The organism is Saccharopolyspora antimicrobica (genome assembly GCF_003635025.1).
Taxonomy (GTDB): Bacteria; Actinomycetota; Actinomycetes; order Mycobacteriales; family Pseudonocardiaceae; genus Saccharopolyspora; species Saccharopolyspora antimicrobica.
Map to the genome: position 1 here is coordinate 7658196 of NZ_RBXX01000002.1, position 13824 is coordinate 7672019.

At 70.8% G+C, this 13824-nt stretch carries 10 protein-coding genes; all 10 read right to left on the reverse strand.

Annotated elements, in window-relative coordinates; all coding sequences use genetic code 11:
- Nucleotides 1-67 precede the first annotated feature (67 nt).
- Nucleotides 68-2542, reverse strand: a complete 2475-nt coding sequence (locus ATL45_RS36130; RefSeq protein WP_093154689.1) for a GcvT family protein — start codon at nt 2540-2542, stop codon at nt 68-70.
- A gap of 88 nt (nt 2543-2630) precedes the next feature.
- Nucleotides 2631-3212 (reverse strand): sarcosine oxidase subunit gamma, encoded by a 582-nt coding sequence (locus ATL45_RS36135; protein ID WP_093154687.1) that lies wholly within the window; start codon nt 3210-3212, stop codon nt 2631-2633.
- Nucleotides 3205-6411, reverse strand: a complete 3207-nt coding sequence (locus tag ATL45_RS36140) for a sarcosine oxidase subunit delta (RefSeq protein WP_093154684.1) — start codon at nt 6409-6411, stop codon at nt 3205-3207. The genes ATL45_RS36135 and ATL45_RS36140 overlap by 8 nt, the downstream gene beginning before the upstream one ends.
- A 16-nt stretch (nt 6412-6427) precedes the next feature.
- Complete coding sequence (locus ATL45_RS36145) at nt 6428-7666, reverse strand: sarcosine oxidase subunit beta family protein (RefSeq protein ID WP_093154682.1); 1239 nt, start codon at nt 7664-7666, stop codon at nt 6428-6430.
- Complete coding sequence (gene glyA / locus ATL45_RS36150) at nt 7663-8964, reverse strand: serine hydroxymethyltransferase (protein ID WP_093154679.1); 1302 nt, start codon at nt 8962-8964, stop codon at nt 7663-7665. The genes ATL45_RS36145 and glyA overlap by 4 nt, the downstream gene beginning before the upstream one ends.
- Before the next feature lie 111 nt (nt 8965-9075).
- Nucleotides 9076-9702, reverse strand: a complete 627-nt coding sequence (locus ATL45_RS36155; protein WP_093154677.1) for an MBL fold metallo-hydrolase — start codon at nt 9700-9702, stop codon at nt 9076-9078.
- Entirely contained in the window at nt 9699-10787 is a 1089-nt protein-coding gene (locus ATL45_RS36160; protein WP_093154674.1) for an S-(hydroxymethyl)mycothiol dehydrogenase, read from the reverse strand. The genes ATL45_RS36155 and ATL45_RS36160 overlap by 4 nt, the downstream gene beginning before the upstream one ends.
- Before the next feature lie 208 nt (nt 10788-10995).
- The gene (locus ATL45_RS36165) at nt 10996-12141 is read right to left on the reverse strand and encodes an aromatic ring-hydroxylating oxygenase subunit alpha (RefSeq protein ID WP_093154672.1); all 1146 of its coding nucleotides are present in this window, start codon (nt 12139-12141) and stop codon (nt 10996-10998) included.
- 85 nt (nt 12142-12226) lie between these two features.
- Complete coding sequence (locus ATL45_RS36170; protein ID WP_093154958.1) at nt 12227-13402, reverse strand: NAD(P)/FAD-dependent oxidoreductase; 1176 nt, start codon at nt 13400-13402, stop codon at nt 12227-12229.
- Complete coding sequence (locus ATL45_RS36175) at nt 13402-13749, reverse strand: bifunctional 3-phenylpropionate/cinnamic acid dioxygenase ferredoxin subunit (protein ID WP_093154669.1); 348 nt, start codon at nt 13747-13749, stop codon at nt 13402-13404. The genes ATL45_RS36170 and ATL45_RS36175 overlap by 1 nt, the downstream gene beginning before the upstream one ends.
- Nucleotides 13750-13824 lie beyond the last annotated feature (75 nt).

The following is a 13824-nucleotide window of genomic DNA, read 5'->3' on the forward strand; positions in this document are numbered from 1 at the left end:
CGGCGGGCCGGGCCCGCAGGTGGGAGGGGTGCGCGGTACCGCGAGGAGCGCGCACCCCGGCTGGCGGTCAGCGGCGGATGCGGGTCATCTCCGGGTCGACCAGCGGTTCGGCGGTCACGGTGGCGCGCACCTTCCGGTCGAAGTACTGGATCTCCACCGAGGTCCCCACCACCGCCGACGCCGGGAGCCAGGCGTAGGCGATCGGCTTGCCGATCGTGTGGCCGAACGCCGCCGACGTGACGTAGCCCGCGGGTTCGCCGTCGAGGAAGACCGGTTCGTGGCCCAGCACCACGCTCCGGCCGTCGTCGACGGTCAGGCAGGCGAGGCGGCGGGTCACAGATTCGTCGCTGAGCCCGGCGATCGCGTCGTGTCCGACGTAGTCCGACTTCTTCTTGTTCACGGCGAATCCGAGCCCGGCCTCGTACGGGTTGTGCTCGGTCGTCATGTCGGCGCCCCAGGACCGGTAGCCCTTCTCCAACCGGAGGCTGTTGAACGCGGCACGACCCGCGGCGATCACGCCGAGCGGCTGCCCGGCTTCCCACAGCGCGTCCCAGAGCCGCTGGCCGTACTCGGCGCTGGTGTAGATCTCCCAGCCGAGCTCGCCCACGTAGGACAGCCGCATCGCGGTGACCGGGATGCCGGCGATGTGCGCCCGCTTGAGGCGGAAGTACTTCAGCGCTTCGTGGGAGAAGTCCTCACCGGACAACGGCTGCACCAGGTCGCGGGCCAGCGGGCCCCACACGCCGATGCAGCACGTCCCGCCGGTGATGTCGCGAACCTGCACGCTGCCGTCGGCCGGTGTCGCTCGGCGGAAGTGGTCCAGGTCGAGGTTGCCGTTGGCGCCGACCTGGAACAGCTCCGCACCGAGCCTGGCCACGGTGACGTCGGACCGGATGCCGCCTGCGCGGTCGAGAACCAGCGCGTAGGTCACCGAGCCCACGGACTTGTCCATCTTGCCGGTGGTCGTCCGCTGCAGGAACTCGACCGCGCCCGGCCCGCTGACCTCGATGCGCTTGAGCGAGGTCATGTCGTACATGGCCACCGCGGTGCGGGTCTTCCAGGCCTCGGCCGCGGCGATCGGCGAGTGGAACATCGCCGACCACGCGTCGCGCGACGGCGGCTGCCACTCCGGCGGCAGCTCCTTCACCAGCCGCGCGTTCGCCTCGTACCAGTGCGGCCGTTCCCAGGCGTGCGATTCCAGGAAGAACGCGCCCAGCTCCTTCTGCCGCGCGTGGAACGGGCTCACTCGCAGGTCCCGGGGCGAGAGCTTCGGCTGCAGCGGGTGCAGCACGTCGTAGACCTCGACGAAGTTGCGCTGCGCGGTTTCGCTGACGTAGGCGTCGGTGGTCTCGATCTCGTCGAACCGGTTGACGTCGCAGCCGTGCAGTTCGAGTTCGCTGCGGCCCTCGATCAGCAGTTGCGCGACGGCGCGGGCCACTCCCGCGGAGTGCGTCACCCACACCGCTTCGGCGACCCAGAAACCGGCCACGTCCGGGGATTCGCCGACCAGCGGCCCACCGTCGGGGGTGAAGGACATGATGCCGTTGAACCCGGCGTCGATCTTCGCCTCGCGCAACGACGGGAGCAGCGCCCTGCTGTGCTCCCAGGACGGGGCGAAGTCCTCCTCGGTGAACGGCAGCATCGACGGCATCGCGGCCTCGGTGACGTCGTCGTTCACCTCGGGCAGCTCGGCGAGCTGCGCGGGCATCGGGCGGTGCGCGTAGCTGCCGATGCCGAGCCGGTCGTTGTGCTCGCGGTAGTACAGGTCGCGGTCCTGGTGGCGCAGGATCGGCAGCCGCGCCTCGATCAGGTCGTCGTTGCGGCCGACGAGCTCGGCGACCTGACCGGTGCGGGCGTACTGGTGCGCCAGCGGCAGCAGCGGCACCTTCATGCCGACCAGCTCGCCGAGCGCCTTGCCCCAGAACCCGGCGCAGGAGACCACGAGGTCGGCGCTGATCTCCTCGCCGCTGCCGGTGCGCACCCCGGTGACGCGGCCGCCCTGCTGGAGGATCTCGGCGACCCGCGTCGAACCGCGGAACACCGCACCGCGGGACTCCGCGCGGCGGATCAGCGCGGTGACCGCCCGGGAGGCCTTGGCGAGGCCGTCCGTGGGCGTGTGGAAACCGCCCAGCACCTGCTCGCGGTCGAGCAGCGGGTGCAGTTCGGCGCACCGCTCCGGTCCGACGACCTCGCCCGGAACACCCCAGGAAGTGGCCCAGCCCTGCCTGCGGTGCAGGTCGGCGAGCCGTTCCGGGGTGGTCGCGATCTCGAGGCCGCCGACCTGGTTGAAGCACCAGGCGCCGTCGACGTCCAGGCTCTTGAACTTCTCCACCGTGTAGGTGGCCAGCTTGGTCATCGTCTGCGAACCGTTGGTCTGGAAGACGAGACCGGGTGCGTGCGAGGTCGAGCCGCCGGCCAGCGGCAGCGGCCCCTGGTCGAGGACGGTGATGTCGGTCCAGCCGCGCTGGGTGAGCTCGTCGGCCAGGTTGGCACCGACGATCCCGGCTCCGATGATGACGACACGTGGGTTGGTGGTGCTCATGACGGAGTCTCCTAACTGGACGGTCGGCGGTGACCGCCGGGAGGGCGCCTGCGGGGTTCGGGGGCCGGCCGCGGCCGACCCGGGTGGTTCAGCGGAACTCCTGGGCCGCGTCGAGCAACCAGTCCGCCAGGTAGCCCGCGAACGACGGCCGGACGAAGAGCCGGAAGTCGTCGCCGAGGGCGACGATCAGCACCCCGGCCTGCCCGACGGTGGTCTGCGCGCACGTGCCGCGGGGAAGGGCCGCGGGGCGGAGGTCGATCGAGCACCCGAAGGAGAGCAGCTCGCGCGCCAGCTCACCGCTCAACCGGATCGCGGTCCGCTGCGCGGACACGTCCACGGCCGCGCCGTCGTGCGCGGAGACCACCTTGGCGAGCGCGTCCTCCAGCTCGTGCGGCCGGGAGATCTTGCTCGTCACGAGCCATTCGTCCGGCCCGAGCCAGATGAGCTGGCCTTCCGGCGTGGCGGTCCAGGTGTTGGGCTGGACCGGCAGCGCCGCGCCCAGCGCCTGCTCCACCGCGGCGGCTCCCGGGCCGGCGGGGTCGATCCGCAGGTCCGCGGCGGCCACCGGTTCCTCGGGCTTGACCACCAGCCCGTCGACCGCCCAGGTCAGTTCCGCCAGCGCAGCGCGCCAGGCTTCCAACGGGTGCGTGGTGCAGAGGGTTTCAGCCATCGCGGCGTGCTCCTTCCGGGTCGACCAGCACGGTGGGCCCGATCTCGGCTTCGACGAGCGCGCCGTCCACCGGGACGTGCACGAGGTCGCCGATGCGGGCGCGGCCGTTCTTCACCAGCGCCAGGGCGAACGGCCGTCCCAGTTCGGCGCTGCGGTAGCTGGACGTGACGTGACCGAGCATCGGGACCGGTGCCTCGGGCAGGGTCCCGTCCGCGCGGAGTTCCACGATCTGCGCGCCCTCGCGCAGCTTGGTGGTCCCGTCGGTCGGCAGCAGCGAGACGAACTGCTTCCGCAGCGGGTTGTGGTTCTCCGGCCGCGAGAACGAGCGCTTGCCGACGAAGTCGGCCTTCTTCTTCGACACCACCCAGTTCATGCCGAGGTCCTGCGGCGTGACGGTGCCGTCGGTGTCCTGCCCGATGATCGGGTAGCCCTTCTCCGCGCGCAGCACGTGCATCGTCTCGGTCCCGTACGGCGTGATGCCGAAGCGCTCCCCCGCTGCCAGCAGGCGCTTCCACAGCGAGAGGCCGTAGTGGGAGTTGACGTTGACCTCGTAGGCCAGCTCGCCGGAGAACGAGATCCTGGCGATGCGGACCGGGATCCCGTCGAGCGTGGTGTCCTTCCAGGACATGAACGGGAAGCCCTCGTTGGACACGTCCAGGTCCGGGAACACCCGGGCCAGCACCTCGCGCGAGCGCGGGCCGACGACCGGGAAGACCGCCCACTGCTCGGTGACCGAGGTCAGGTGCACGCGCAGCTCGGGCCACTCCGTCTGGAGCCACTCCTCCATCCAGTCCAGCACCGCGGCCGCGCCGCCGGTCGTGGTGGTGACCAGGAAGCGGTTCTCCTCGGTGCGCAGCACCGTGCCGTCGTCGATGACCATGCCGTCGTTGCCGCACATGACGCCGTAGCGCACCCGGCCGACCTTGAGCGTGCTCATCATGTTCGTGTACAGCCGGTCGAGCAGCACGGCGGCGTCCGGGCCCTGGACGTCGATCTTGCCCAGCGTGGACCCGTCGAGGATGCCGACCGACGCCCGCGTCGCGGCGCACTCCCGCAGCACGGCGGTCTCCATGTCCTCGCCGGGCTCCGGGTAGTACCGGGCGCGCTTCCACTGCCCGACGTCTTCGAACACCGCACCCGCGTCCACGTGCCAGGAGTGCACCGCGGTGATCCGCTCCGGGTCGAACAAACTCCCGCGCTCCCGCCCGGCCAGCGCGGCGAAGGCGACCGGCGTGTAGGGCGGGCGGAACGTGGTGGTGCCGAGGTCCTCGACCGAGCGGCCCAGCAGTTCCGCGGCGATGCCCGCGGCGATCACCCCAGAGGTCTTGCCCTGGTCGTGCGCGGTGCCGATCGTGGTGTAGCGCTTGATGTGCTCCACCGAGCGCAGTCCGGCACCGACCGCGCGGCCGATGTCGGTCACCGTGGCGTCGCGCTGGATGTCGACGAACTGCCGGTCCGGGTCACCGCCGGTGCGCCAGATCACTTCCGTGGCCGTGCGAGCCGGGCTCTCCTCGACCACCGGTGCCTCGTCGCCCGCTCCCTCGCGCACCACGCCGCCCAGGTCGAAGGTGCCGTTGGCCGCGCCGATCACGGTGGTGCCGGGCAGGTTCCCGGCGGGCCGGAAGGCGCCGAGCGACGCGTCGTAGGCCAGCGCGCCCCTGACGTGGCTGAACAGGTGCACTGCGGGGTTCCAGCCGCCGGAGACCAGCAGCAGGTCCGCGGGAATCCGCATCGCACCGCCGGCGCTGCGCGCGGTCACCGCGCGAACGCGCTCCTCTCCTTCGGTTCCTGTGACCACAGTGGACGCGTGCACCGCGATTCCCCGCTCTCCGGCGCGGGTTCCCCACTCCTGCGGCGGATTCGCCCGGGCATCGAGCACCGTCACCGCCGCACCAGCCTCCGCGAGGTCGATCGCCGCGGCGTACGCGGAGTCGTCGCTGGTGAAGACGACGACCTCGCGCCCTGCGAGCACGCCGTAGCGGTGCAGGTAGTCCCGCGCCGAAGAGGCGAGCATGATGCCCGGTCGGTCGTTGTCGTCGAACACGATCGGCCGCTCGTGCGCCCCCGTCGCGACGACGACCTTCACCGCTCGGATCCGGTGCACCCGCTGGCGGCTGCGGGCGGCGGGCGCGGCGGCGCCGAGGTGGTCGGTGCGGCGTTCCAGCGCGAGCACGAACCCGTCGTCGTACTGGCCGAACGCCGTCGTGCGCTGCAGGTGTCGCACCTCCGGGTTCGCCGCAAGTTCGGCGACCACCTCGGCCACGAATTCCAGCGCGGGGCGCCCGTCGATCCGCTCGGTGCCGGTCAGGCTGCCGCCCGGAGCGGGCCGGTCGTCGAGCAGGACGACGCTCTCCCCCGCGCGGGCGGCGCTGCGGGCGGCCAGCAGCCCAGCCGGTCCCGCCCCGATCACCAGCGTGTCGACGTGGGTGTGCTTGCGGTCGTAGCGCGCCGGGTCGGGAACCTCGGCCAAGCGGCCCTGTCCGTTGACCCCGCGCGCGACGAGGCCGTCGGTGAGCTCGACGGTGGCCGCCTGCAGCATCGGCTCCGGGAACGGTTCCTCGATCTGCACCAGCCCGGTCGGGTCCTCGACCCACGCCGCGCCGATCCCGCGCGGACGCCCCAGCTTCACGCTGGTGCCGATGCGGTGGACGCCGTTGGCCAGCAGCGCCGAGGCCAGCGTGTCACCGGGGTGACCGGTGTAGGTGCGGCCGTCGAAGGTGAAGGTGAGCGTGCGGCTGCGGTCGATGCGGCCGTACCCGTCGACCCTGCACAGTCCCGCCTCTCCGTGATTCACAGTGGTGGTCGCGTCCGGATCGATCTCGCGTTCTGCGGTTTCTTGTGGCTGGGTTACGTCACGGTCCCCTGAGGTGCGGTTGGGCAGGGGTGAAGTTGGCACCGGGCTACTCATGTGCGCCTTGCCCGGTGTCGTCCTTGGCGCGGGTTCACCGACGTGGTAGGTGGCGAGGAACTCGTAGGTGCGGGTGTCCCGGACGGTGTTGAACCAGCGGCGGCAGCCGGCGCTGTGGCTCCACCGCTCCGGGAACGGGCCCTTCTGGTTGTCGCGGTAGAAGACGAACTCGGCCCACTCCCGGTCCGACAGGTCGGCGGGGTTCTCCGGGTAGGCGACGTCGGCTTGGCCGCCGTAGTGGAACTCGACCTCCTCGCGGGGGCCGCACCACGGGCAGTGGATCAGTTGCATGGCAGGTCCTCGGGTCTCAGTGGGCGACGGCGGCGGCGCCGTGCTCGTCGACGAGCGCGCCGGTGGTGAAGCGGTCGAGGCTGAACGGGGCGACGTAGGGGTGCGGCTCACCGTTGGCGATGGTGTGCGCGTAGCACCAGCCGATCCCGGGCGTGGCCTTGAAACCCCCTGTCCCCCAACCGGAGTTGACGTAGGCGTTGGCGTACGGCGTGTGCCCGACGATCGGGCTCGCGTCCGGGGTGACGTCGACGATCCCGGCCCAGGTGCGGAGCAGGTGCGCCCGGGCGAACACCGGGAACAGCTCGACCGCCGCGGCCATCTGCCGCTCGATGATGTGGAACGCCCCGCGCTGGCCGTAGCCGTTGTAGGAGTCCACGCCCGCGCCCATCACCAGTTCGCCCTTGTGCGCCTGGGAGACGTAGACGTGCACGGCGTTGGACATCACGATGGTCGGGTGCACCGGCTCCAGCAGTTCGGAGACCAGTGCCTGCAGCGGGTGCGACTGCAGCGGTGTCCGCACGCCGAGCATGTCCAGCAGCACCGAGGTGTGCCCGGCCGCGCACAGCGCGACGGTGCCGCAGGCGATGTCGCCCCGGGTGGTGCGCACGCCGGTCACCCGGTCACCGTCCACGGTGAACCCGGTGACCTCGCAGTCCTGGATCAGGTCGATGCCGGCCTCGTCGGCGCGGCGGGCGAAGCCCCAGGCGACGTAGTCGTGCTTGGCGATCCCGGCCCGGGGCTGGTAGGTCGCGCCCTGCACCGGGTACCGGATGTCCGCCGAGGTGTTGACGATCGGGCAGACCTGCGCGACCTCCTCCGGCCCGAGCCACTCGGCGTCGATCCCGTTGAGCTTGTTGGCCTCGACGCGGCGGACGGAGTCGCGGACGTCCTGCTCGGTGTGCGCGAGGTTGAGCACTCCGCGCTGCGAGAACAGGATCGGGTACCCGAGGTCCTCCTCCAGCCCCTCCCACAGCTTCAGGGAGTGCTCGTAGATCGCCGCGGACTCGTCCCACAGGTAGTTGGACCGGATCAGCGTCGTGTTGCGGGCCATGTTGCCGCCCGCGAGCCAGCCCTTCTCCAGGACGGCGACGTCGGTGATGCCGTGGTTCTTCGCCAGGTAGTGCGCGGTCGCCAGCCCGTGCCCGCCGCCACCGACGATGACCACGTCGTAGGACTTCTTCGGCTCCGGGTTGCGCCACAGGAAGTCGGGGTGCTCGGGCAGCTCCGCACCGGGAGGCGGGGTGTTCGCGCTCATGCCAGCAGCTCCGGGTAGAGGGGACGGCTTTCGGCGAGGTCGGCGACGCGTTCGGCCAGGGCGTCGAGACCGACTTCCGGGGTTTCGGGGCGCAGCGCCAGCGCGATGATGTCGGCGACCTCGGTGAACTCCTCGTCGCCGAAGCCGCGGGCGGCCAGCGCCGGGGTGCCGATGCGCACCCCGGAGGACACCATCGGCGGTCGCGGGTCGAACGGGACCGCGTTGCGGTTCACGGTGATCCCGACCCGGTGCAGGCGGTCTTCGGCCTGCTTCCCGTCCAGCTCCGAATCGCGGAGGTCCACCAGCACCAGGTGCACGTCGGTGCCGCCGGAGACCACTCCGACGTTCTGCTCCACCAGGAGCCGGTCGGCGAGGATCCGGGCCCCGGCCAGGGTGCGCTCCTGCCGCTCGCGGAAGTCGGCTCCGCCCGCGAGCTTGAACGCCACCGCCTTGCCCGCGATCACGTGCTCCAGCGGACCGCCCTGCAAGCCGGGGAAGACGCTGGAGTTGAGCTTCTTCGCCAGTTCCGCCTGCGCGAGCACCACCCCGCCGCGCGGACCGCCGAGGGTCTTGTGCGTGGTCGAGGTGACCACGTGCGCGTGCGGCACCGGGGACGGGTGCAGCCCGGCCGCCACCAGCCCGGCGAAGTGCGCCATGTCCACCATCAGGTAAGCGCCGACCTCGTCGGCGATCCGGCGGAACTCCGCGAAGTCCAGGTGCCGCGGGTAGGCCGACCACCCGGCGATGATCAGCTTGGGGCGGCGTTCCTTCGCCAGCCGCTCCACCTCGGCCATGTCGACGAGGTGGTCGTCCTCCCGCACGTGGTAGGCCACCGCGTCGAAGTACTTCCCCGAGAAGGTCAGGCGCATGCCGTGCGTCAGGTGCCCGCCGTGCGCGAGGTCCAGGCCGAGGAAGGTGTCGCCCGGTTCCAGCAGCGCGGCCATGACCGCGGAGTTCGCCTGGGCGCCGGAATGCGGTTGCACGTTCGCGAAATCGGCGCCGAACAACGCCTTCGCGCGGTCGATCGCCAGCTGCTCGATCTCGTCGACGTTCTCGCAGCCGCCGTAGTAGCGACGGCCCGGGTAGCCCTCCGCGTACTTGTTGGTCAGCACCGAGCCCTGCGCCTGCATCACGCTCAGCGGTGCGAAGTTCTCGCTCGCGATCATCTCCAGCGTGCCGCGCTGCCGGGCCATTTCCCGGGTGACGGCCGCGTGGACCTCCGGATCCGCCTCCGCCAGCGGCACCCCGAGCGCGCTCCCGGCGCTCGGCGCCCCTCGACGATCAACCGTTACGGACATGCCGCCGACCTCCCGTGTTGGTCAATTGATATATCAGTTGGTGGTCGAGTTCGGGACCGCTGCCGCAGTGGTCAACGGCCCCGGAACTGCTCGTCGCGGTCGCCGGCGGGCTCAGTGGCCCCGGGCGATCCACTCCTCCAGGTGCGGCGCCTCCGCCGCGATGGTGGTCGATCCGCCGTGTCCGGTGTGGACCGTCGTCTCCCCGGGCAGGGCGAGCAGCGTGCGGCTGATCGAGTCGATGATCGTGTCGAAGCTGGAGTAGGACCGGCCGGTGGCGCCGGGCCCGCCCTGGAACAGGGTGTCCCCGGTGAACACGATCCCCAGCTCGGGCACGTGCAGGCAGGTCGAGCCCGGCGAGTGCCCCGGCGTCGGCAGGACGTGCAGGTCGATGCCCGCGACGGTGAGGGTCTGCCCCGCCGCCAGTTCGCCGTCCGGCCGGCGGTCCGGGTGGGTCAGCTTCCACAGCTGCGCTTCGTCCGGGTTGAGCAGGACGGGCGCCCCGAACCGCTCGGACAGCGCCGGAGCCTGGTTGACGTGGTCGTCGTGCGCGTGGGTGCACACGATCGCCGTCACCCGCCGATCACCGACCTGCGCGGCGATCGCCTCGGCGTCGTGCGCCGGGTCGATGACCAGGACCTCGCGATCGTCGCCGACGATCCAGACGTTGTTGTCGACCTCCCAGGTCCCGCCGTCGAGGGAGAAGGTGCCGGAGGTGATCAGGTGCTCGACGGGGCTCACAGGACCACCACCGAGCGCAGCACGTCACCGCGGTGCATCTTCTCGAAGGCGCCTTCCACGTCGTCCAGCGAGATCTCCTCGGTCACGAACTTCTCCAGCGGCAGCCGGCCCTGCAGGTGCAGGTCGACCAGCGCCGGGAAGTCGCGGGAGGGCAGGCAGTCGCCGTACCACGACGACTTGAGCGCGCCACCGCGGCCGAAGTACTCGATCAGCGGCAGCTCCGGCGCCATCATGTCCGGCGTCGGGACGCCGACGAGCACCACGGTCCCGGCCAGGTCCCGGGCCTCGAACGCCTGCTTCCAGGTCTCCGGGCGCCCGACCGCGTCGATCACCACGTCGGCGCCGAACCCGCCGGTGCAGTTGCGGATCTCCTCGACCACATCGGTCTCCCGCGCGTCGATGAAGTGGGTGGCACCGAACTCCCGGGCCTTGTCCAGCTTCCGCGGGTCGCGGTCCACCGCCACGATCGTGCTCGCTCCCGCGAGCTCGGCCCCGGCGATGGCCGCGTCGCCGACGCCGCCGCAGCCGATCACCGCCACCGAATCACCCCGGCCCACCTGACCGGTGTTGATCGCGGCACCGATCCCGGCCATCACGCCGCAGCCGAGCAATCCGGCCACCTGCGGATCGACGCGCGGGTCGACCTTGGTGCACTGCCCCGCGGCCACCAGGGTCTTCTCCGCGAACGCCCCGATGCCCAGCGCCGGGCTCAGCTCCTGACCGGAGGCCAACGTCATCTTCTGCGTCGCGTTGTGCGTGTCGAAGCAGTACTGCGGCTTGCCCTTGCTGCAGGCGCGGCACTGCCCGCAGACCGCGCGCCAGTTCAGGATCACGTAGTCGCCCGGAGCGACGTTCACGACGCCGTCGCCGACCGACTCCACCACGCCGGCGGCCTCGTGCCCCAGCAGGAAGGGGAACTCGTCGTTGATCCCGCCCTCGCGGTAGTGCAGGTCCGTGTGGCACACCCCGCACGCCTGCACCCGCACCACGGCCTCGCCGGGGCCCGGGTCCGGGATCACGATCGTCTCGACGGAGACGGGCTTGCCCTGCGCGAGCGAGACAACTCCGCGGACTTCTTGCGACATACGGTTCTTCTCCTTCTTCCTGCTCGTTCCGGAAGGCCGGCGAGCCGGGCGGTGGCGGGGAGATCAGTTCGTCGAGCGACGTCGCGAGTCCGGTCCGCCGATCGGGACGCGGACCGCGACCCGCAGCTTGACATACGGTTGGTATATCAGTCCAGACCGCAGTGGACGCCAGATCAGCGAATCCGGACTCGCGGCTGTTCTCCCGGGATCAGCCCGAGATCGCCGAGGTCACCCAGTCCCTGAACTCACCGATGTGGTGCTCGCTCGGGACCAGCACACCGCCGTCGGCGTAGGCCCTCGACGACATCGCCGGCTGGCAGCGCTCGCAGGCGTCGAAGTCCTGCTGGTTGACCCGGTGGAACAGCTCCACCGAGCGGGAGAGGTCGACCCCGCTGTCGACTACCTCCTGCGTGTAGAGCCAGTCGCACTCCACGATCGTCCGGTCCACCGCCAGCGGGTACATCCGGTGGAAGATCACGTGGTCCGGCACGAGGTTGATGAACACCTGCGGGTTGATCGTGATCGCGTAGTAGCGCCGGTCGTGGTCCTCGTCGACGCCGGAGAGGGTGTCGAACCCGCCCTGACCGTCCACCGTGAACCCGGTGATCTCCTCGCCGAACTGCGCCCCGTGCCCCACGAAGTACTGCGCCGCGTACCCGTCGGCGAACTCCGGCAGCACCTCGGTCAGCTCCGGGTGGATCGTCGCGCAGTGGTAGCACTCCATGAAGTTCTCGACGATGAGCTTCCAGTTCGCCTTCACGTCGTAGGTGATCCGGCGGCCGACCACCAGGTCGTCGATCCCCCAGCCGTCGATCGTGCCAGCATCGCCCAGCCTGGCGGTGACCGCGCTCTGCACGGTGTCCTCGAAGGACGGTGGCTCGTCGGCCAGGCACACCCAGGCGGTGCCGAGCCATTCGCGCAGGGCGACGCCGATCAGCCCGTACTCGTCGCGGTTCACGTCGTTCATGGAGTTCAGGTTCGGAGCCGCGACGAGCTTGCCGTCGAGGCCGTAGGTCCACGCGTGGTACGGGCACTGCAGGGAGCGCCGGACCGTTCCGGACTCCTCGACGCACAGCCGCGCGCCGCGGTGCCGGCAGACGTTGAGGAAGGCGCGCAGCGCGCCGTCGCGGCCCCGCACGATCAGCACGCTCTCGCCGCCGACGTCGACGTTGCGGAAGCTGCCCGGGGTGGGCATGTCGCTGCAGCGGGCCGCGGCGAACCAGTGACGCTGGAAGATCCGGGACTTCTCGAGCTCGAAGACCGCTTCATCGGTGTAGTGCGACCCCGGCAAGGTCGGGATCAGGCTGGAGGCGGGTTCCGGCTGCTGCTGGCTGTGAACTTCGACGGAACTCACGAACGGTCCTTTCCTGCTGCGGTGCGGCGATGGGAAGTCGGCGCGGGCCCGGCGGGCCGGCGCACCGGTGAGAGGCTGGCTTCGATCAGCGCAACGCCGGCATGGATCCGGCCAGCTGGCGGCGCCACCGCCCGAACGGGCGAGCGCGGTCGATCGCGAGAACGGCTTCCGGGTTTCCGTCCTGGCCCCGGTAGAGCGCGAGGAAGTCGAGCGCTTCGAGGCTGCCCTCGAGCACTTCGATCCGGGAGCCCTCGGTGCGGTGACCGGCGAACTGAATCTTGTGGCCGTACTGGTCCGACCAGAAGTACGGCACCTCGTGGTGCGCCGGCGGCTCGTAGCTCCGGCCGAGGAGCGCGGACGCCGCGGCGACCGGCTGCTGCACGGCGTTGGTCCAGTGCTCCAAGCGCCGCGAAGAGCCGAGGTAGTTGCGATGGGAGTTGGCGCAGTCGCCGACCGCGAAGACGCCGGGCACGTTGGTGGCACCTTGCGCGTCGGTGACGACACCGTCGTCGAGATCGACACCCGACCCGTGCAGCCACTCCACGCACGGCTCGGCTCCGATGCCGACCACCACCACGTCGGCGGGGAGCTCGCGCCCGTCGGACAGGCGGACGGCCGTCACCCGCTCGCCACCGACGAGCTCGGCGAGCATCGCGCCGGTGTGCAGCCGCACGCCCTCGGTGGCGTGCAGACCTGCGCAGACCTCGCCCATCTCGGCGCCGAGCGGCTTCAGCAACGGCACGCGCGCGGCTTCGACGACGTCGACCTCGACACCCAAACCCACTGCGGTCGAGGCGATTTCGGAACCGATGAACCCCGCCCCGATGATCACCAGGCGCGCGCCCGGGACCAGCTCCTCGCGCAACGCCACCGCGTCGTCGAACGTGCGGAGCGTGTGCACGCCGTCCGGCAGCTCGCCGCGGAGGCTCCTCGCCCGGGCACCCGTCGCGACCACCACGCCGTCGGCCGCGATCCGCTCGCCGTCGTCGAGGACCACCGCTCGATCACCGGTGTCGAGTCCGGTCGCGGTGCGCCCGAGCCGCCACTCCGCCTCCAGCGCGTCGTCCTCGGGCGTGGACAGCTCCAGGTCGGCTTCCGAGAACTTCCCGGCCAGGAACTCCTTGGACAGCGGCGGGCGGTCGTAGGGCGCGCGGGCCTCCTCGCCGATCACGACGATCCGCCCTTCGAAGCCCTGATCTCGCAGAGCGCGGGTGGCGGTGAGCCCGGCCAGGGAAGCCCCGACAACAGCGATCGTCCGCATCATCGGACCTCTTCCGCGAGCGCTCCGGCGACTTCCGCCCCGACTTCCACCGTCTCGAGCACGTAGACCTGCCCGTCGGTGATGACCACCTCGTGCGTCCGCACCGGCTTGCGCGCGGGCGGCCCGCTCGGCTTCCCGGTGCGCAGGTCGAAACAAGCGGCGTGCAACGGGCACTCGACCGCGCAGTCCTCGAGCCAGCCGTCCGACAGCGAAGCATCCTGATGGGTGCACGTGTCATCGATCGCGTAGAAGGTGCCATCCGCGTTGAACACCGCGATTGCCACGCTGCCCTGCACACGTACAGACTCTCCGACCGGAATGTCGGACACCGCGCCAACTAAGATCATCGTTGCTCCTGTTGCTGATTGCGGAACACGACGTGTGATTCGCAACAGAGCATCCGGCACTCATCGTTTCCCGTC